Origin of the sequence: Shewanella electrodiphila, from assembly GCF_023283985.1 — a bacterium.
Classification (GTDB): Bacteria; Pseudomonadota; Gammaproteobacteria; order Enterobacterales; family Shewanellaceae; genus Shewanella; species Shewanella electrodiphila.
On sequence record NZ_JAKIKU010000002.1, the window covers coordinates 564,614 to 582,880 of the forward strand.

Genomic DNA, 18,267 nt, shown 5'->3' on the forward strand with positions numbered 1-18,267 from the left:
ATTTTTAAAGGCAATGAAATGAAAAAAGGCTTGTTACTATTAGCTGCATTGAGTGGTTTTCTTGCGGTTGGTTTAGGCGCATTTGGCGCTCATGGACTTAAAAATATTGCTCCTCCTGAACTTGTGGCTATTTTTAAGCTGGGAGTGGATTATCATTTCTACCATACTTTTGCGATTATTGCGGTCGCTTTTGCTGGGCATTGGATATCTTCAAAATTACTTAATTGGGCAGCAGGCCTATTCTTTGTTGGGATATTACTGTTCTCTGGCTCGCTATATGTTTATGCATTCACAGGGGCTAAATGGATTGGCCCGATAACGCCAATGGGCGGCCTTTGTATGTTATTAGGTTGGTTACTGTTTGCGCTTGCTATCTTTAAGCATGAAGATAAAGTTTAGAATCACTTTGGATTAATAGCGTCAGCTTAATATCGTTTGATGTTTGATGTTTGATGTTTGATGTTTGATATTGCTACAGAGCCGCACAAAGGCAACTTTTTGCGGCTTTGTTGTTTTCGCTTTTTATATCTTCAATTCACACAGTGTCTGTAAAGTTGCGTATAATGCAGCTCAATATTGTATTTTTAATTGTACTGACTAACGACACTCAATCTTGAGTCTCGTTTTGAAGCTTAAGGTTCACCATGAAAAACCTATTTTTGTTCTGCCGTGCAGGTTATGAAAAAGATTGTGCTGCAGAAATTCAACAGCGAGCAGCTGACTTGAATATTGGTGGTTTTGTTAAAACCAATACCAACGATGCCTATGTTATTTACCAATGCTTTGAAGAAGATGGTGGTGAACAGCTAGCCAAGAAAATCGAACTGAATTCGTTAGTCTTTGCCAGACAAATGTTTGCAGCTAATGACTTATTAAAGGGCTTGCCTGAAACTGACCGTGTTTCACCCGTTGTGGCGGCATTGTCAGGTGTCACTAAAGCAGGTGAATTAAGAGTCGAAACGCCTGATACCAATGAAGCTAAAGAATTATCTGGATTCTGTCGTAAGTTCACCGTGCCATTGCGCCAGGGGCTAAAAAAGTCAGGTTCATTACTTGCTCAAGAAAATGACAGAAGACCGATTATTCATGTTTGCTTTGTGGCGCCAGGTCAGGCTTATGTGGGTTACTCATTAACAAACAACAGCTCGCCTCATTTTATGGGTATTCCACGCCTCAAAATGGCTGCAGATGCGCCAAGTCGTTCAAGCTTAAAGTTGGATGAAGCATTTGGGCATTTCTTAACAAAGGAAGAGCAAGAGCAACGTTGTCGTTCAGGCCTGCATTCTGTTGATTTAGGCGCTTGTCCAGGAGGCTGGACTTATCAGCTAGTTCGCCGTGGTATGTTTGTTGCAGCCGTTGATAATGGACCTATGGATCAAAAGCTAATGGATACAGGGCAAGTACGTCATTATCGTGCTGACGGTTTTCGTTTTGAGCCACCAAGAAAGAACATTTATTGGCTAGTGTGTGACATGGTAGAAAAGCCATCACGTGTTGCTGAGTTAATGGAAGCTTGGGCCATTAATGGTTGGTTTAAAGAAGCTATCTTTAATCTTAAACTCCCAATGAAGAGTCGCTATAAAGAAGTTAAACAAATTCTTGATACCATGGCTGTGATTTTAAAAGAAAATGAAATTGATGACTTTAAAATCCAATGTAAACATCTTTACCATGACCGTGATGAAGTGACGGTACATTTATGGGTTAAGCCTAATACAGCCTGGAATTTTCACGATTAAGTAGCAAACAGGCATAGCGAGTAAAAACAGATATTAAACAGCCCTTAGTGAATCACTAAGGGCTTTTTGTTAAAGCTTTTTAATTATTTACCGACTGATTGTCAGGTAAATTAACCTAAACGGTCAATAACCGCTTGGGTGAAGTCAGTAGTACCATGAGTACCGCCTAAGTCACGAGTAGTACGGTCGCCTTCTTCGATCACTGCAGATACTGCTGCGCGGATCATTTCAGCTTTGTCAGCCATACCTAAGTATTCAAGCATCTGGATAGAAGCAAGAATTACAGACGTTGGGTTAGCTAAGTTTTTACCCGCGATATCAGGTGCGCTACCATGAACAGCTTCGAAAATAGCAGCATCTTTACCGATGTTAGCACCAGGTGCCATGCCTAAACCGCCGACTAGACCTGCACATAAGTCAGATAAGATATCGCCGAATAAGTTAGTGGTGACCAAAACGTCGAAATTTTCTGGATTCATAACCAACTTCATACAAGTTGCGTCAACAATCATTTCTTCTGTTTCGATATCTGGGTAACGTTCACTTACTTCACGTGCCACTTTCAAGAATAAACCTGAAGTTGATTTCATGATGTTAGCTTTGTGGACGATAGTCACTTTTTTACGGTTTTCTTTACGCGCTAGTTCGTAGGCAAATGTTGTGATTTGCTCAGCGCCTTGGCGTGTAATGATACTGGTGGCTTCCGCTGTCGCGCCGTCATCAGATACTTTTTGACCTAAACCTGAGTACATACCTTCCGTGTTCTCACGAACGGTAATGATATCAATGTTGTCGTAACGTGCTTGAGTACCGTTAAATGAAAGTACTGGGCGTACGTTTGCATATAGGCTGAATTTTTTACGTAAGCTCACGTTAATTGAAGTGAAGCCTTCTCCAACAGGTGTTGTTAAAGGTCCTTTCAATGTAATACGGTTTTTTTCGATTAGGTCTAAGGTACGCTGTGGTACTAATTCACCTTGCTTTTCTAGTGCGGCTAAACCGGCGTCTGCAAATTCATATTCAAAGTCGCAACCAGCTTTGTCGAGAATCTTTAAAGCGGAATCGATAATGCTTGGTCCAATCCCGTCACCTGGGATTACGGTTATAGTACGTTTTGGCATGGATAGTCCTTCCACTTAGTGGTTACTGCATTTTCCTGTCAGTGTTAATAACACTGTTACGGGACGATTAACTAACGGTTCTGTTGCGGCGCATTTTAACGAATTTTGAAATTTTTTTACAGGATTTAGTGAGATAAATCACATATTTTTTAAGTTTTTTAAGTTAATCCTCAGCTGATTGCTTTAAGATATTCACAACAGCTTAAATTAAAGCTTCAATATGCGTCATATTTAGACCGTGATTGTTGCTGATTCGTTAATTGGTTCGGTTAATTTACCAAGATAGCTTATTGAGATTAGATTTTTTGAACAGACGACTTTGGTCTAACAGTTTAAAAAATAAACTTAATTATTGTTTTTGCTAAAAAGAGAACAGAATTATACATTGATGGTAAACGATCTATTTCCACTCATGTAAAATATGTCGTTTCTTATGCTTAAGCGTTAGGATGAGTCTTCAAGACTTAGCCGTTTAAAAATAATAAATATAACGAGGATGACTTTGAAGTTACATAAACTTATTCCCTTGACGTTACTCACAGCGTCAATGTCGCTTGCTGCGGCTGAACAACCCACTTCATTATCGCTAAATGACATTATGCATTTTGAAACGCTTAAGCAGCCAGTGATTTCTGATAATGGAAAGACCATCGCTGTTGAAGCAATGCCTGATAGAGGTGATAGCCGGGCACTGATCAATATTGTTGAATCTAAGAAGCAGTTTGTTATTGCTGGCGGTTCAGATGTTAAGCTGAACAGCCAAGGCAGTTTTGCCATTGCGACGCTTAATCCGACGTTATTAGAAAAGAAGACATTAAAAAAATCGGAACTGCATTCAGGGCTTGCATTATTCAACACCGAAACAGCTGAACAACAAAACTTCGAGAAAGTGAAACATGCAGAGTTTAGCCAGGATGGACTCTTTTTAGCGATTTGGTTTGAAGCTGAAAAAGCCGAGGGTGATGAAGATAAAGACGCACCTAGTATCAATGAAAAAGACATTGGCAGTGCAATAAAACTGATTCAATTAGCTGACAACTCGAGCCACGATTTTGACAATGTGACTCAATTTAGTTTTGACCGCGTCGGTAAAAACTTTGTTGTTGCTATTAATGATATCAAAACAAATCAACACCTCATTAAAAAAGTTAACTTAACCAATAATACCCTTAAGCAAGTGTTTAAAAACATTGATAGCCAGGTTGGAGAGCTAAGTTTATCTGATGATGGTCAATGGCTCGCTTTCACTCAAGGTGACGCTAAAGTCGAACGTGATGAGCGTGAATATCAGCTTTCACTATTAAACTTAACCACATTTAAATTGAAAGAAACGCCACTGGATGATGACTGGACATTAAACCAATATTCTAAAGTGTTTTTCTCTGAAGACAGTTTGCGACTATTTATTGGCCGCGTACCTCAGGTTGATAAAGTGGTTTCGTTAGCAGAGATCGAGTCTGAAGCTGACTTATATGATACCAGTGTGGTTACAGGTCTTCGTAATTTGAAAGTGTGGCATGGCGATGACCCAAAGATAAAGCCTCATGAAGTTAAGCAATATTCAAAAGAGCAACAACGCACTTATTTATCTGTACTGCATGTAAAAGCAAATCGCATCGTCCAACTTGCTGATGAAGCGATTCCAGATGTGCAATATGGAGAGCAGCAACGTTATCTACTGGCGACCTCAGATGTGCCATATCAGAAAATGATCACTTGGGCGGGTTTTTACCAAGACGTTTATCTGGTTGATTTAAATACTGGTAGAAAGTTGCAGTTACTGACTCAGCATCCATCTAATGAAATGCCAACATTATCGCCAAATGCACGCTTTGTTGCTTATTATCAACAAGGCCAGCTATTTATGTACGATATTGCAGGCGTGAGAAGACACACCATCTCAAAAGATATTAGCGTCAGTTTTGCCAATGAAGATCATGATTATCCTGGTAATGCACCAAGCTATGGTTTCGGTCCTTGGTTAGCAGATGGCTCAGGCATTATTGCCTATGACAAATATGACATTTGGCAGTTCAACTCGTCATCTTTTGACGGCTTTATGTTGTCAAAAGGGGAAGGGCGTAAGACTAAAACGCAACTACGTGTAGAAGGGCAATACGAAGACGGCGATGTGCCTGCGGTTGTCACACAAGATCAATCATTGCTGATTCATGGTTATAACGAAACCACTAAAGCCGACAGTCTTTATAGTGCTACAGTTGGCGTCTCTAGTTTGACCGAATTAGTTGATAGTAACGCTAAACTGAAAATCTTAGCGCGCAGTAAAAATGCAGATACTATCGTGTATTCGAAAGAGCGTTATGATTTGTTTCCAGATCTTTATACCGCTAGCGTGAACTCACCAAATGATGCTGTAAAACAAACTGATTTAGACAAGCAACGTGATGGCTTTGATTGGGCAAGTGCTGAGTTGGTTCAGTGGAGCGATGCTGATGGTCGTAAAACTGATGGCGTATTGATTAAACCCACTCATTATCAAGAAGGTAAGCAATACCCTGTCATGGTGTATTTTTACCGCTTTATGAGCGACCGTTTACATTCATTCCCGCATATGGCGATAAACCATCGTCCTAACTTTGCTTGGTATGCTGACAATGGCTACGCAATATTCTTGCCTGATATCCGTTTTGAAGTAGGTTATCCTGGGGCATCAGCAGTTAAAGGGTTAACTTCTGGCGTCCAAAAGCTTATCGATATGGGTATCGCCGATCCTGACGCTGTGGGGATTCAAGGGCATTCGTGGGGCGGCTATCAAACTGCTTTTGCAGTGACCCAGACAAATATATTTAAAGCTGCAGTAACAGGCGCGCCCGTATCGAATATGACCAGTGCATATAGTGGCATTCGTCATGGTTCAGGTTTAGCGCGTCAGTTCCAATACGAAACAGGCCAAAGCCGTATTGCTGAAAGCTTGTTTCAATCACCACAGAAATATATAGAAAACTCACCAGTGTTTTATGCTGAACGTATTCAAACCCCGATGATGATTATGTTTGGTGATAAAGATGATGCGGTGCCTTGGGAACAAGGTGTTGAATTATATCTGGCGATGCGCCGTACGGGGAAAGATGTGGTGTTCTTACAATATGAAGACGAACCACATCACTTGAAAAAGTACCCAAATAAATTAGATTACACGATTAGAATGAAGCAGTATTTTGACCATTACCTAAAGGGTGCAGATGCGCCAAAGTGGTTGGAAAAAGGCGAAGCTTATAAAGAATATAAGTAGCTACCTATATTCATTTAATCGAGCTAAACTGACTCAGTTAAGTCCAATAAAAATGCCACATTAAGTGGCATTTTTTATGTTTGCATGACGCTGGGGTCATTGAATAATACAACAGGTTTAGCAAAATCAATTCAGTGATTAGGCAATGAGCCTTTTAGCGTTACTTCTGGGTATCGCTTGTGGCTTCCGCTTCTACAGCTGGTAACACAGCTGTTGTCGAGGTCACAGGCTCTACAATGTTATTTAAAATTGGGATCTGCAAGAACTGGTCATAAGTTTCTTGCCCCCATGCAATCAGCTGCTCATCTTTAAACAACAAAGGTGTACACTCATCTTTGGTGGTTTTACCATCGGATTTTACGTGGTGCGTTCGATAAAACATAATTTGAAAGTTTGCGCTATCGGAAGCTTTGGCTTCGGTAAAGTCAGCTCGACCCATCTGTTGACGAATGCTTTGAATACTTTGCCCAATGGTTATTTCGCTCAGCATCCTATGGTTAAACTCTTGTCTTTCTTGCCAGCTTCGATCTTCAGGACGAGGCTCGTAAATGATGACAACGGTGATTGCGAATACGACATAAGCGATAAACATTGATGCAATAAGCATGGAGAGGGAAGGTTTCATTGCTTAAGCATTCCTTTCGTTTTGGGCTGGGACTCTAAATTGTTTCAGATTGATATTAAGTGGCATATGGCATTGTAGCTGTGCCAGTTTATAACTTACCCGTGCCATATCTTTGCCATCTAATAATTTTTGAGCTTGCTTTGCCCCAAGGTTATCGATTGATTTATATAAGTTGGCGAGGCTACGAAATTTATTTAATAAGTCTGCAGCTGATTTGGGGCCAATGCCAGCAATCCCTGGCACTTTATTGCCAGAATCACCTGCTAGAGCGATAAAGTCTAATATTTGATTTTGCTGAACGGCTAACTTCTTTTCGTATTCTTTTATCTCAAAATACTGTTGTTTGAAGTGGTCCCAGATATCGATATTCGATTGGCTAATTTGACCAAAACCTTTGTCCGTCGACACTATGATTGCTTTGCCATTATTTTCGGCGATTTTTGTGGCTAAGGTTGCAATGACATCATCAGCTTCTGAGGCAGCGTCATGTGAATGTATGTTGGCTTCTGCTAAGGCAACTTTAATCTCAGCTAATCCAGATTTTAACGCTGCAGGCATGGGCTTGCGGCCTTTTTTATAATCTGGGTATAAGCGCTTTCGCCAGGATTCTTCATCGCCGTCCCACACTACAATCGCATGAGTGGGTTTATGGTGGTTTAGGAGCTTTTTTGACGCAGATATTGTGCGCTCTTTGACACTGGCAATATCATTTTCATCTGGTAATACAGCATGAATACGTCTAACAAGATTGAGACCATCAATGATCAATAGTTTATTCATGTTTTATCTTTTCGTTGCTGGTGGCACGACTTAAGTGAGTCGTTGCAGGGAATATTTTATTATTAATATCACAGGGAAAGTCTATTTCATGTGACGCAAATTGTGATGACTAATCATATAGCTATTTAACGTGATATTAAACAACGCCCTGCATTTTACTTGGCCAAAGTAGCTTCTAGTCATCAGGGGTAACAATTTGATAGCAAGGGACATAAGCGCTACCTGGCAGCTTCATTCTTTGTTGCTTAACAAAAGCGTTTAGCAATTTATCCATCATCGTCATTAGTTGTTTATCACCACGGATTTCAAAGGGGCCAAACTCGTCGATTAATTTGATGGTATCGCTTTTTACATTACCAGCCACAATACCTGAAAATGCGCGCCTAAGTGTTGCGGCAAGCTCTGCTTTGTTTGGTTGAAAGTATAAATGCAAGTTCCCCATCACATCATGAGTAGGCTCAAAAGGTAGTTGAAATTCAGGCTCTATTTTTAATGACCACTGAAATTGATAGGCATCGCCTAAACTTTTACGCATCTCTTTTACCTTCAGCATGCCTTGTTTCATTATGCGGCCGACAGCGACTGGGTCATCAATAACGATTTGATACTTGTCCTGTGCTTCTTGACCTAGCGTTGCGCCAATAAAGGCATCAATTTCTATGAAATAGTCAGCGCTCTCTTTGGGACCAGTTAGAATGAGCGGGAAGGGTAAATCTTGGTTTGCCTGATTGAGTAAAATCCCCAGAATATACAGTAATTCCTCAGCTGTCCCGGCGCCGCCAGGAAAGATAACGATACCGTGCCCTAAGCGAACAAAGGCTTCTAAACGTTTTTCGATATCAGGCAATATGACTAATTCATTGACGATTTGATTTGGAGGCTCAGCGGCTATAATACTGGGTTCTGTTAAGCCGATATAACGTGCATTACTGACTCGCTGTTTTGCGTGTCCAATCGCAGCGCCTTTCATCGGGCCTTCCATCGCGCCAGGGCCACAACCGGTACAGATATCTAAGCCTCTTAATCCCAACTCGTAGCCGACTTCACGGGTGTATTGATATTCAATGGGGTTAATACTATGACCGCCCCAACAAACAACCACATTGGGATCTTTCATCGGAGAAATGACTCTGGCATTACGCAGAATATCGAACACCACATTGGTGATGTGGCTGGCATTGGTCAGGTTGATATGTTTTAAATTATCATATTTATTGTCGATATAGACAATGTCTCGTAAGACTGCAAATAGATGCTCTTGAATGCCCGCAATAATTTCTCCGTCGACAAAAGCCTGCTCTGGAGGGTTGATTAATTCAATTAATAGGCCCCGCTCACGCTGTAGTACATTGATATCAAAATTGGCGTAAGTGTCAAATAGGGTTTTTGAGTTATCACTTTGCAAACCGGAGGCGAGGACAGCAAGGGAGCAGTTTCTTAGCAGTTGGTAAAGTTCACTTTTAGCGCTTTGCTTTAAACGATTAACTTCCATTTGAGACAGTTGATCTAAACTGCCTCTAGGGCTAATTTTTACAATCATATGCAACTCCTCTTAGAGATGAGTTGCCTATGATATTAGATATCAATCACGACTCTATCTCTGCCATTATTTTTGGCTTTGTATAGGGCAGCATCGGCACGCTCGAAGGTTTCTTCAATACGCTCGTTGTTCATAACTTGCGCTGCACCAATGGATAATGTGACGGTAATACGCTGATTCTTAAATTTAAATGGGATGTTCTTAATTTTTTCCCGTACACGATTTAATAATAAACCAATATTGTCTTGATTGATTTCTGGAAGCAATAAAACAAACTCTTCACCGCCATAACGGGCAACAAATTCACTTTCTCGTAAAGAGTTTTTTAATGCCATAGCAATCACTTGCAAGGTTTTATCACCGGTGCTATGGCCAAAGTTATCATTAACAGATTTAAAATAATCAATGTCTGTTACTGCAACCCATAGCGGCGTATCAAAACGTTTATGATTTCTAAATTCTTGCTCCATTCTGTCTTCAAGCGCTGCACGATTTGGCAATTGAGTCAGTGGATCAAGTAAGTTCAGTTTTTGGTGTTCAAACAGCTTTTCTTTATAACTATTAGCTTCTTTAGTGATGCTGGTGAGTTCTTTGCGCATTGACTCAATGGATTTACGCAATAGTGCTTGTTCACGACTTTCTAATGCTTCCTTACGACTTAAGGCATCTTTTAATGATGAAAGTTGCACGGTAAGCGCTGTCTTTAATGCCATTAAATCATCAGACTCAATTAAAATGCCGTCAGCATTATCCACTCGTAAGTTAATTTCTTTATTAAGTTGAGTCTTAATTTGCTGTGAGCGGTCATTGTTATTGGCTGTATTTGTGACTACATCACGTACAACACTAATGGCATCATTGAGTGCATATAAAAAGTCTTGAGATGCCGTTTTCTCACGTGCGATATTATTGAGTAATAAGCTTAGAATCGTTTGATACGACTCAAGTAATGTATTCAGTTTGATGTCACCCATCAAGACTTCTTTCATCACTAAGATTTGATCACGCTGTTCTTTTCTAAATTCTATTTCTGAAATTTTATGGGCAAGCTCTTTCGCTAAAATGAGGTGTTGCGGCAAAATGACATGATCATCAGTGCCAGCAAACTCTTTTTGTAAAATATGCTCGTAGAAGCTAATCACTTGCTCTACTTTTGGAATGTATTCCCAAATGGTATGAATGGGCTTATTAAGATCTTTTTTAAAGTAATTGATTTCTTTTTTGATTTCATCAGGCGCAGAATCAACTCTTTGTATCTGACTGATGACCCGAGAAAGGCTAGTGCGACTTTCTTCAAGGCGCGTCATAGTATGGTTGTATTGGCCTTTTAATAACCGTTCAATTTCTACTAATTCAGGTAGCGCTTCATTGATTTGATCGTAACCCTGAAGGTGGTGACGCAATTTGGCTAAACGGTTATCGAGCTCAAGATTTTGTCCTTTGCAGGCTAGACTCAAATGCCCTAAGAATTGAATTAAAGTACGTAATTTTTCATTACGATCTTCATGGATTTCTTCGAGTGCCAACTTAGCCGAATTAAGCTTCTGTTTTAATAATGAAACTTGTGAGACTGCAGTTGAAGAATCTTTCATGCTTATAGGTTTCCTAAGATAAACAAATAACTAATAACATCAATAATCTAGCCGATTGAATAGTCCATAATTATACTTTAAAAAAAGTATATTTAATAATGCTATCAATCAACTATACACCTATATCGGCCAATATGAATGAAAGCTTAGCAAATCGGGTTTTAGTGATTAATTTTTAGGCCATTTCATATCGGACATGGCTCGATTACTTTCGGCCCGAATAATGCCCCTTTGCAGCGCATGAGTTAAATTTAAATATAATGGCTTGAAGAAAATGGCTGCTGGAGCAAAGTTTAGGGTTCTAATACTGACGTAAGTATGGCCTACATTAATACTTTTTGCTGCAGCTAAAGCGTATTGCACTGTTTCAAACTGTAATTCGGTAGTGAGCCTTATGTCAGGATTCGCCAAAAGCGGCAAGTTTATATGGCCAAGTACACACTCAAGCTCAAGCCTGTTTAGCGCCGAGAAGTGAGGGACATTATCATTAATTGCTAATGCTTGATGAGACAAAGCATCGGAGATTTGAGCCAAGGTTTGTTCTGGGGTTAATACTTCTTTAAAGCAAAAAGCAAGCTCGCCAGGTTTCATTAGGTATACTTTACTGTTTAATTGTTCTTCAAATTGCCTGATTAAGTTCTCAGTGATGGCATTCGATTCTGTTAATCCAAACTCAATGTCTAACTCACTTAGTAAGCTAATACTCACCAAGGCAATGGTTTTAGGGGATTCATCATTAGACATACAGCAAAGTAATCCCTGATAACCCTTAAGCTGTGTTTGAGGCTCTTGTAATACCTGTTTAGCCAGTAAAGCTTTTTGTTGTTTCACACTATTGAGGCGTTTTAAGCTATAAAGCCATACAAAAGATAATATGAAAATCGTCGCAAGTAGGATGATAATAGCCATTTGTTGATCTTTGCTGCTTTCAATATATTTCCCCAATTTATGTTGAAAGATATTGATTTCAAACTTTAATTTTTCTTCAGTTAAGTTTGATGTAAGTGTTTCTTCAACAGGCTTTTCTTCGGTGCTTTGTTGCATTTGGACTAATCTTTCCATCATATCTAATGCCGCTGGGTAATTACGTTCTTCTCTGTATGCTTTGGCTAAATATTCAAGAGCTTCCTTTTGCGCATCAGGTAATTGCTTTGAATCGGCTATGATTAATGCGGCAACCCCATGAGTTATTGTTTCTTTCCATAATGACTGCTCTGACAATGCTTGGGCAAATAGCAACTCATTATAAACAAGATAATGCATGATCCCTTTTTCTTTAAATATATCATTAGCCATTTGTAAGTAATTCATAGCAGACGGGTAATTACTTAAATGAAGATACGCTTCGCCAATATTATGGAAATTAAGCCCTTGGCTTATTCTTCGATTATGCTTTTCATCTAATTGCTGTGCATTAAGGTAATAGTCAATGGCTTTATTCCACTGTTCTTGATTAGCATAGATCATCGCAATGACAGTCATCGTTTTAGATTGAGATGCATCTCGCCCCAGTTTTTGATAACTGATTGCGGCTTCATTGGCATTCTTGAGGGCTTCATCCCATTGACCTAAGTCGCGGTAAGCACGAGATAATTGAAACTGCGTTTGCGCTTGAATGACTGGGTAGCTTAAACGATTCGAAATTCTATAGGCTTCACTATGATGCTGCAGTGCTTTAGCTAATTGATTACGCCCAGTGTAATAAATGCCTATTGCTGTTTCAGATTGAGCAATGAAGTAATCATTATGCAGTCGATAAGCAATTTCTCGGTAGCGTTTGTAATGATATAAAGCTTGCGTGTCTTGTTTCACTAAAGTGTGTAAGGAGCTTAAATTTTGATGCAGTATAAATTGCAAATTTAAACTTTGGTTATCGTTGATATTGCTTATTTTATTAAGGGCTTCTTTGAATAAAATGATGGACTGTTTGTACTGTTGATCTTCAAGGCCTCTAATTCTCCCCTCGAGTAGTAAAATAATTGCTTCATGCATTGGCGTTTCAGCAAGAGTTTCAAGTTGTTGTGTCAGTAATCGGGCTTTATTAATTTTGTCCTCAGCTTTCAGTGCTGTTTCTAGAAAAAGTCGCGCCAAAATCTCTAAATCAGCATGTAATTCATCCGGATGATATTTTAAAGAGTCCGCAATGGCCTCAAATTCAGCGCGATCATTAAATGACAGAGGGAATTGAGTACGAATTGATAATTGCTCAAACAATACATTGGGCGTTTCATTAAATTCAATTTCTCGCTGCTGATAACGGTCTGCATGAGCAGGAAAGGCGATTATTGATAGCAATAGAACGTAACTGCTTAGAATGATATTTTGCATGAATGATTAACGGCCTTATTATTATTTTGTAAGCTTTTGTTGGAAGTCGGTGGGCGAATAATGCCGCTTGTTATATTATCATTTCCATTGAGGTAAACTTTTTTCAAAGAATTTGTATGATGTTGAAAACAAATAACTACAATAAACAAAAATTATAACAAGAATAATAACAGAAGGAATGTAGAGTGAAAGTCTCAAAACTGGCTATTTTTACTGCAGGAGTATTTTTTTCGGCTAATAGCTTAGCTGAAGTAAATTACCAAATCGATTTAACCCAACCACAACACCACTTAGCAAAAGTACAAGTGAGCTTTCCTAAATCCTCAGCAGAGATATTAACGGTCAATTTACCTGTATGGCGTACAGGCAAGTATGCGGTACTGCCACTAGCTGATGGAATACGACTCTTTGAAGCGACAGACAGCAAAGGAAAACCGTTAACTTGGCAAAGAAGTGCTACAGGCGAATGGCAGATTAATCTGACGCAACCCACTGAAGTTAACGTATCTTACCAACTTTATGCTAATGATTTAGGCACTCGAGTGCGCCATATTGACAACTCCCATGCTTATTTAGACGCCAGTGGTGTGTTTATGTATAGTCCTGAATTTAGGGGCGATGAAGTCAAGGTTTCAATGAAGGTACCTAAGGGCTGGCAGAGCCATTCGGGTATGGAACAAGGACGGAAATCGCATTCATTTATTGCGGATAACTATGATGTATTAATCGATTCACCGATTGAAACTGGAATTAATACTCACTATGGCTTTGAAGCTGATGGCAGAGATTATGAGCTAGTGTTTTGGGGAGAGGGTAATTACGACGCTGAACAAGTGGTTAAAGACTTAACAAAAATCAGTAGTACAGCAAGTGTCATTTGGGATGACTATCCATTTGAGCGTTATGTTTATATGGTACATGCTACGAGCGGTGCACGCGGTGCTACAGAGCATTTAAATTCTACCATTATTCAGCTGCCACGCTTTAATTTCAGAGAGCGCAAAGATTACCTTCGTTTTATCAGTACAGCATCACATGAGTTCATTCACACTTGGAATGTTAAAGCATACCGTCCACAGGGTTTGGTTCCTTACGATTATCAACAAGCCAGTATGACGCAGTTACTTTGGATGGCTGAAGGGTCTACCAGTTATTTCCAAAATCAATTGTTGCTTCGTGCTGATGTGATTACCCCGAAAGAATTTTTTGCTGACTTAGCAAAACGGGTGAATAACAATATGCATAAACCAGGTCGTGAAATTCAATCTGTTTCAGAAGCCAGTTTAAATGAGTGGACCAATACAGGTGGGGATTACGCGATAAACCACGGGGTGAATATCTACTCAGAAGGTTATTTGGCCTCTTTATCATTAGATTTTAATTTATTAAAAGATACTGAGTTAGCACATTCTTATCGCGATGTTCATCGTCAGTTATATCGTGATTTTAAGTTACCTAAAGGCTATAACGTTGATGATGTAAAAGGGATTTTAAAAAGCTTATCAGGAAAAGATTATCAATCTTGGTGGCAGCAGCATATTACCTCACCTTTTAGCTTAGATTTTGATTCACTGCTAGCGCAAGCGGGCTTAGTGATAACTTATGGGAAGAAAGATGAGTCGACAATTTATAGCGGTTTAAGGTTAAGCGGGGGTCATAAAGACTTAACACTAGCCCATGTCAGTCGTAACAGCCCAGCTTGGACTGCTGGCATAGCAGCTGGTGATGAAATTGTTGCTATTAACGGTCTTAAAGTGACAGCGGCAGGATTTAAAAAACGCCTAGAGGATTTTACACCTGGTGACAAAATTACAGTGTCATTGTTTAAAAACGACCAACTCATTAAAGTGCCACTCACGTTAGCAAAGCAGCCTAAAGGTGACTTAACGATCCAAGGTGTTGAAACGCCAAGTGTTGAACAAAAGGCCTTCTTAAAAGCGTGGCTTGGGATTGATTGGCCATTTGATGAAGCAGGAAAGTTTATTAACTAATTTTCTAACTTAGTTTATAAGCATTTGTTAAGTGGTAATAAAAAGCCCCGATAACCGAAAGTTATTGGGGCTTTTTAATTAAATCGATTAAATATTTTCTTCGATTGGACCAAGTGCTTGTTTAAGCGAGTTAATAAAGGCAACAAGCTCGCCGCCCATTAACGCAAAATCAGCATCGAGTTTCGCTAATGGATCTTCAGTGCCAACATCATCAGTTGCAGCTCTAAATTCTTCAGAGAATTTTAAGCGTTTCACGCTTGCATCTGATTGCATTAAAAAGGCGATTGATTGGCCAAAGTGAAGTGCTAATTTATGAACTTGTTTACCTGTCGCTAAGTGAGCAAGAACCTCATCTTCCTGAAGTACTTGTTGCTTAAAGCGTACAATGCCACCTTCATCAGAATCAGACTTAAGCTCAGCTTCATCTTGCATTTCAAATGGCTGCGGAGAAGCGCCATTTCTAAGCCACTCAGTCAGCGTGGTTTCAATCGGTGTAGTAAAGTGCAAAGGCACCACTGGCAAACTGCCTAATGCTTTACGTAATAATGCTAATAATTCTTCTGCTTTTGCTGCACTAGAGCTGTCGACTAAGATCATTTCAAGTTCAGGCATGATAAGCGCATGAGTTTGACTACGGCGAGAAAATGCTCGTGGCAGTAGCGTCATGGTTATCTCTTCTTTCATCGCATCTTTTTCTTTCTTGGTCACTTTGCGACTTTCTTGATCTTCAATCATCGCCACTTTTTCATCGATGGCTTCTTTGATGACTTGACCAGGCAGAATCTTTTCTTCTTTAGTCACACAAATCAAATGACGGTTTTCTGCAGTATGAACTAAGGCTTGGCCTTTTTTACCTAACGCATTTGAAAAACCAAACTTACTAATATCTTGGCTTGAGCATGGTGAGAAGGTGAAGTCTTCTAACGCTGTTTCGAGTGCCTCGGTATCGGTAGTGAAAGGCTTATTGAAACGATAAAGGGTGAGATTTTTAAACCACATAAAAAGGCGCTCATCAAAAATTAAAAATGCAGTTTACGGTATCACGGGGCTGGGGTAAACCATCAGGTTCATCAGTGTTGATTGTCGCTAAAACAGAATTCATTAAACTGTCATATTTGTGCTTTTTAGGTTAATTACATTTATTATCAACATCTTATTTGTTCTTTTTGGTAGTTAATTTAGCGAGAGCTAAATAAAATTCACGGATTGAAATATTTCTGCAACAAAAGGCGTGCAGAATTCGCCTCGTTCCCAAGCTATTGGTTAACAGTAACCTGTTAGTTCCAACCAAATAGCAGCAAAAATTAGGTGTGAAACACCAACAAATAATGTCTAAAGGATGAAATGATGAACGCTTTTTATAAAACTCTAGTTGCTTCAGCTATTGCTACTGCTACGCTTTCAACTGCTCACGCTGCAGAACCACTTGAAGTATATGGTAAGTTAAATGTTACTGTTCAATCTAACGATGAAGGTGATGGTTCAGTTACAGAAATTCAAAGTAATGCGTCTCGTTTCGGTGTTAAAGGCGGATTTGAATTAAGCGACTCTTTAGAAGCGTTTTACACAATCGAGTACCAAGTTGATACTGGTAACTCAAGCTCTGATAACTTCACTGCTCGTAACCAGTTCGTTGGTTTAAAAGGCAACTTTGGTTCTTTTGCTGTGGGTCGTAACGACACAATGCTTAAGAAGTCACAAGGTAAAGTAGACTTATTTAACGACTACTCAGGTGACTTAAAAAGTCTTTTTAAAGGTGAGAACCGTTTAGCACAAACAGCAACTTACTTAACGCCAAAGTTTGGTGACTTCCAAGTGGGTGTAACTTACGCAGCAGAAGGCGACAGCAAGCAAGAAGAAAAAGATGGTTTCAGCATCGCAGCTATGTACGGTGACTCAGGCCTTAAGAAAAGCCCTGTTTACGCAGCTCTTGCTTATGATTCTGAAGTAGCAGGCTACGACATCGTTCGTGGTACTGTTCAAGGTAAAATTGCTGGTTTTGTACTAGGTGGTATGTACCAACAAGAAGAAGCAGTTGATAGTGGAAACAGCATCGACGGTTACTTACTAAGTGCAGCATACAAAATTGAACAAGTAACATTAAAAGCACAATATCAAGACATGGAAGACAAAGGTGATTCATGGTCTATTGGTGCTGATTACGCATTAGGTAAGCCAACTAAATTATTTGCTTTCTACACTGATCGTACTTCAATGGGTACAGTTGAAGATGATGAAGGCAATGATTTAGATATCTCAATCGACGAAAGTTACTTCGCTGTGGGTATTGAACACAAGTTCTAATTAATCGTTTCATCAAAGGTTAACTTAGATAGCGAATAATTGAAGGAGGCGTGAGTCTCCTTTATTTTTTGATGAGTTAAGTGTTTTAAGCAAGAATCATTAAGCTATTAATGTAAAGAATGATAGATTTATGACAATAATATGATTTTGTAGCCGTTATTGGCACTGAGATCATATTTCTGTAATAAAACTGACCAATAATACTCATGCGGCAAATTAATCACAGAAAATATTATGACAGCGAAGATTTTAATTGTAGAAGATGAATCAGCCATCCGTGAGATGCTGACCTTTGTTATGGAACAACACGGTTTTACCACATCGGCGGCCGAAGATTTCGATTCTGCCATCGATCTACTGCAGGAGCCTTACCCGGATTTAATCCTATTGGATTGGATGTTTCCAGGTGGAAGCGGTATACAATTAGCTAAGCGTTTAAAGCAAGATGAGTTTACTCGCCAAATCCCTATTATCATGCTCACAGCACGTGGTGAAGAAGAAGATAAGGTGAAGGGTTTAGAAGTCGGGGCTGATGATTACATTACCAAGCCTTTTTCTCCTAAAGAACTTGTTGCTCGTATTAAAGCTGTCTTACGTCGTAGTGCACCTACGCGTCTAGAAGAGACTATTGATGTTCAGGGCTTGTTACTTGACCCTGTCAGCCATCGTGTCTCAGTGGGCGAGTCAGTGCTTGATATGGGGCCGACAGAATTTAGATTATTACACTTTTTTATGACTCACCCTGAGCGAGTCTATAGTCGCGAACAGTTACTAGATAACGTTTGGGGTACTAACGTGTATGTAGAAGATAGAACCGTTGATGTGCATATTCGTCGCTTACGCAAAGCGGTTGAAGACTCAGGCCATGATAAGTTGATTCAGACTGTACGTGGTGCTGGATACCGCTTCTCGACGAGAATGTAATCACAGACATCGCCGCGCTAAGAAAACCGCCGAGTAATATGCGTTTGAATTTAGACCCACGATGGGTGTT

13 protein-coding genes are annotated in these 18,267 nt (G+C 39.7%); 6 read left to right on the forward strand and 7 right to left on the reverse strand.

Going from position 1 to position 18,267, the window contains the following annotated elements; genetic code table 11:
- Window positions 1-18 precede the first annotated feature (18 nt).
- Complete coding sequence (locus L2737_RS05985) at window positions 19-399, forward strand: DUF423 domain-containing protein (protein ID WP_102529060.1); 381 nt, start codon at window positions 19-21, stop codon at window positions 397-399.
- A 245-nt stretch (window positions 400-644) separates the two neighbouring features.
- Complete coding sequence (gene rlmM, locus L2737_RS05990) at window positions 645-1,739, forward strand: 23S rRNA (cytidine(2498)-2'-O)-methyltransferase RlmM (RefSeq protein WP_102529061.1); 1,095 nt, start codon at window positions 645-647, stop codon at window positions 1,737-1,739.
- Between the two features lie 110 nt (window positions 1,740-1,849).
- On the opposite strand, the gene L2737_RS05995 is transcribed toward rlmM, so the two are convergent.
- Window positions 1,850-2,860, reverse strand: coding sequence for an isocitrate dehydrogenase (locus L2737_RS05995; protein WP_102529062.1), 1,011 nt, complete (start codon window positions 2,858-2,860; stop codon window positions 1,850-1,852).
- Between the two features lie 496 nt (window positions 2,861-3,356).
- On the opposite strand from L2737_RS05995, the gene L2737_RS06000 reads away from it, so the two are divergent.
- Window positions 3,357-6,113: a S9 family peptidase gene (locus L2737_RS06000; RefSeq protein ID WP_428848375.1), complete on the forward strand. Its 2,757-nt coding sequence runs from the start codon at window positions 3,357-3,359 to the stop codon at window positions 6,111-6,113.
- Window positions 6,114-6,273: 160 nt separating this feature from the next.
- Here L2737_RS06000 and L2737_RS06005 read toward each other — a convergent pair whose 3' ends face one another.
- The 5 genes from L2737_RS06005 to L2737_RS06025 all read right to left on the reverse strand — a co-directional run bounded on the left by L2737_RS06005 (window position 6,274) and on the right by L2737_RS06025 (window position 12,978).
- Entirely contained in the window at window positions 6,274-6,738 is a 465-nt protein-coding gene (locus L2737_RS06005; RefSeq protein ID WP_248955083.1) for a DUF3192 domain-containing protein, read from the reverse strand.
- 3 nt (window positions 6,739-6,741) lie between these two features.
- Window positions 6,742-7,518 carry a flap endonuclease Xni gene (gene xni, locus L2737_RS06010; RefSeq protein WP_248955084.1) on the reverse strand — a complete coding sequence of 259 codons (777 nt, stop codon included), beginning with the start codon at window positions 7,516-7,518 and terminating at the stop codon, window positions 6,742-6,744.
- A 175-nt stretch (window positions 7,519-7,693) separates the two neighbouring features.
- On the reverse strand, window positions 7,694-9,058 hold the full coding sequence (gene ppnN, locus L2737_RS06015) for a nucleotide 5'-monophosphate nucleosidase PpnN (RefSeq protein ID WP_248955085.1): 1,365 nt from the start codon (window positions 9,056-9,058) through the stop codon (window positions 7,694-7,696).
- Window positions 9,059-9,093: 35 nt separating this feature from the next.
- On the reverse strand, window positions 9,094-10,650 hold the full coding sequence (locus tag L2737_RS06020) for a GGDEF domain-containing protein (protein ID WP_229369203.1): 1,557 nt from the start codon (window positions 10,648-10,650) through the stop codon (window positions 9,094-9,096).
- 168 nt (window positions 10,651-10,818) lie between these two features.
- Entirely contained in the window at window positions 10,819-12,978 is a 2,160-nt protein-coding gene (locus L2737_RS06025; RefSeq protein ID WP_248955086.1) for a tetratricopeptide repeat protein, read from the reverse strand.
- Between the two features lie 185 nt (window positions 12,979-13,163).
- On the opposite strand from L2737_RS06025, the gene L2737_RS06030 reads away from it, so the two are divergent.
- The gene (locus tag L2737_RS06030) at window positions 13,164-14,969 is read left to right on the forward strand and encodes a M61 family metallopeptidase (protein WP_248955087.1); all 1,806 of its coding nucleotides are present in this window, start codon (window positions 13,164-13,166) and stop codon (window positions 14,967-14,969) included.
- Between the two features lie 87 nt (window positions 14,970-15,056).
- Here the strand turns inward: L2737_RS06030 and rdgC are convergent, their stop codons facing one another.
- Window positions 15,057-15,968: a recombination-associated protein RdgC gene (gene rdgC / locus L2737_RS06035; protein ID WP_102529070.1), complete on the reverse strand. Its 912-nt coding sequence runs from the start codon at window positions 15,966-15,968 to the stop codon at window positions 15,057-15,059.
- Between the two features lie 345 nt (window positions 15,969-16,313).
- Here rdgC and L2737_RS06040 point away from each other — a divergent pair, with 345 nt between their 5' ends.
- Both L2737_RS06040 and phoB read left to right on the forward strand, forming a co-directional pair.
- On the forward strand, window positions 16,314-17,273 hold the full coding sequence (locus tag L2737_RS06040; protein WP_102529071.1) for a porin: 960 nt from the start codon (window positions 16,314-16,316) through the stop codon (window positions 17,271-17,273).
- A gap of 234 nt (window positions 17,274-17,507) precedes the next feature.
- A complete protein-coding gene (phoB, locus tag L2737_RS06045) occupies window positions 17,508-18,197 on the forward strand; it encodes a phosphate regulon transcriptional regulator PhoB (RefSeq protein ID WP_102529072.1) in 690 nt (229 codons plus the stop codon).
- Window positions 18,198-18,267: the final 70 nt, after the last annotated feature.

Excerpts from the sequence above, each read along its gene's own strand:
- L2737_RS05985 (WP_102529060.1), top strand. The coding sequence starts at position 19 with ATGAAAAAAGGCTTGTTACTATTAGCTGCATTGAGTGGTTTTCTTGCG.
- rlmM (WP_102529061.1), top strand. The coding sequence starts at position 645 with ATGAAAAACCTATTTTTGTTCTGCCGTGCAGGTTATGAAAAAGATTGT.
- L2737_RS05995 (WP_102529062.1), bottom strand. The coding sequence starts at position 2,860 with ATGCCAAAACGTACTATAACCGTAATCCCAGGTGACGGGATTGGACCA.
- L2737_RS06000 (WP_428848375.1), top strand. The coding sequence starts at position 3,357 with ATGACTTTGAAGTTACATAAACTTATTCCCTTGACGTTACTCACAGCG.
- L2737_RS06005 (WP_248955083.1), bottom strand. The coding sequence starts at position 6,738 with ATGAAACCTTCCCTCTCCATGCTTATTGCATCAATGTTTATCGCTTAT.
- xni (WP_248955084.1), bottom strand. The coding sequence starts at position 7,518 with ATGAATAAACTATTGATCATTGATGGTCTCAATCTTGTTAGACGTATT.
- ppnN (WP_248955085.1), bottom strand. The coding sequence starts at position 9,058 with ATGATTGTAAAAATTAGCCCTAGAGGCAGTTTAGATCAACTGTCTCAA.
- L2737_RS06020 (WP_229369203.1), bottom strand. The coding sequence starts at position 10,650 with ATGAAAGATTCTTCAACTGCAGTCTCACAAGTTTCATTATTAAAACAG.
- L2737_RS06025 (WP_248955086.1), bottom strand. The coding sequence starts at position 12,978 with ATGCAAAATATCATTCTAAGCAGTTACGTTCTATTGCTATCAATAATC.
- rdgC (WP_102529070.1), bottom strand. The coding sequence starts at position 15,968 with ATGTGGTTTAAAAATCTCACCCTTTATCGTTTCAATAAGCCTTTCACT.
- L2737_RS06040 (WP_102529071.1), top strand. The coding sequence starts at position 16,314 with ATGATGAACGCTTTTTATAAAACTCTAGTTGCTTCAGCTATTGCTACT.
- phoB (WP_102529072.1), top strand. The coding sequence starts at position 17,508 with ATGACAGCGAAGATTTTAATTGTAGAAGATGAATCAGCCATCCGTGAG.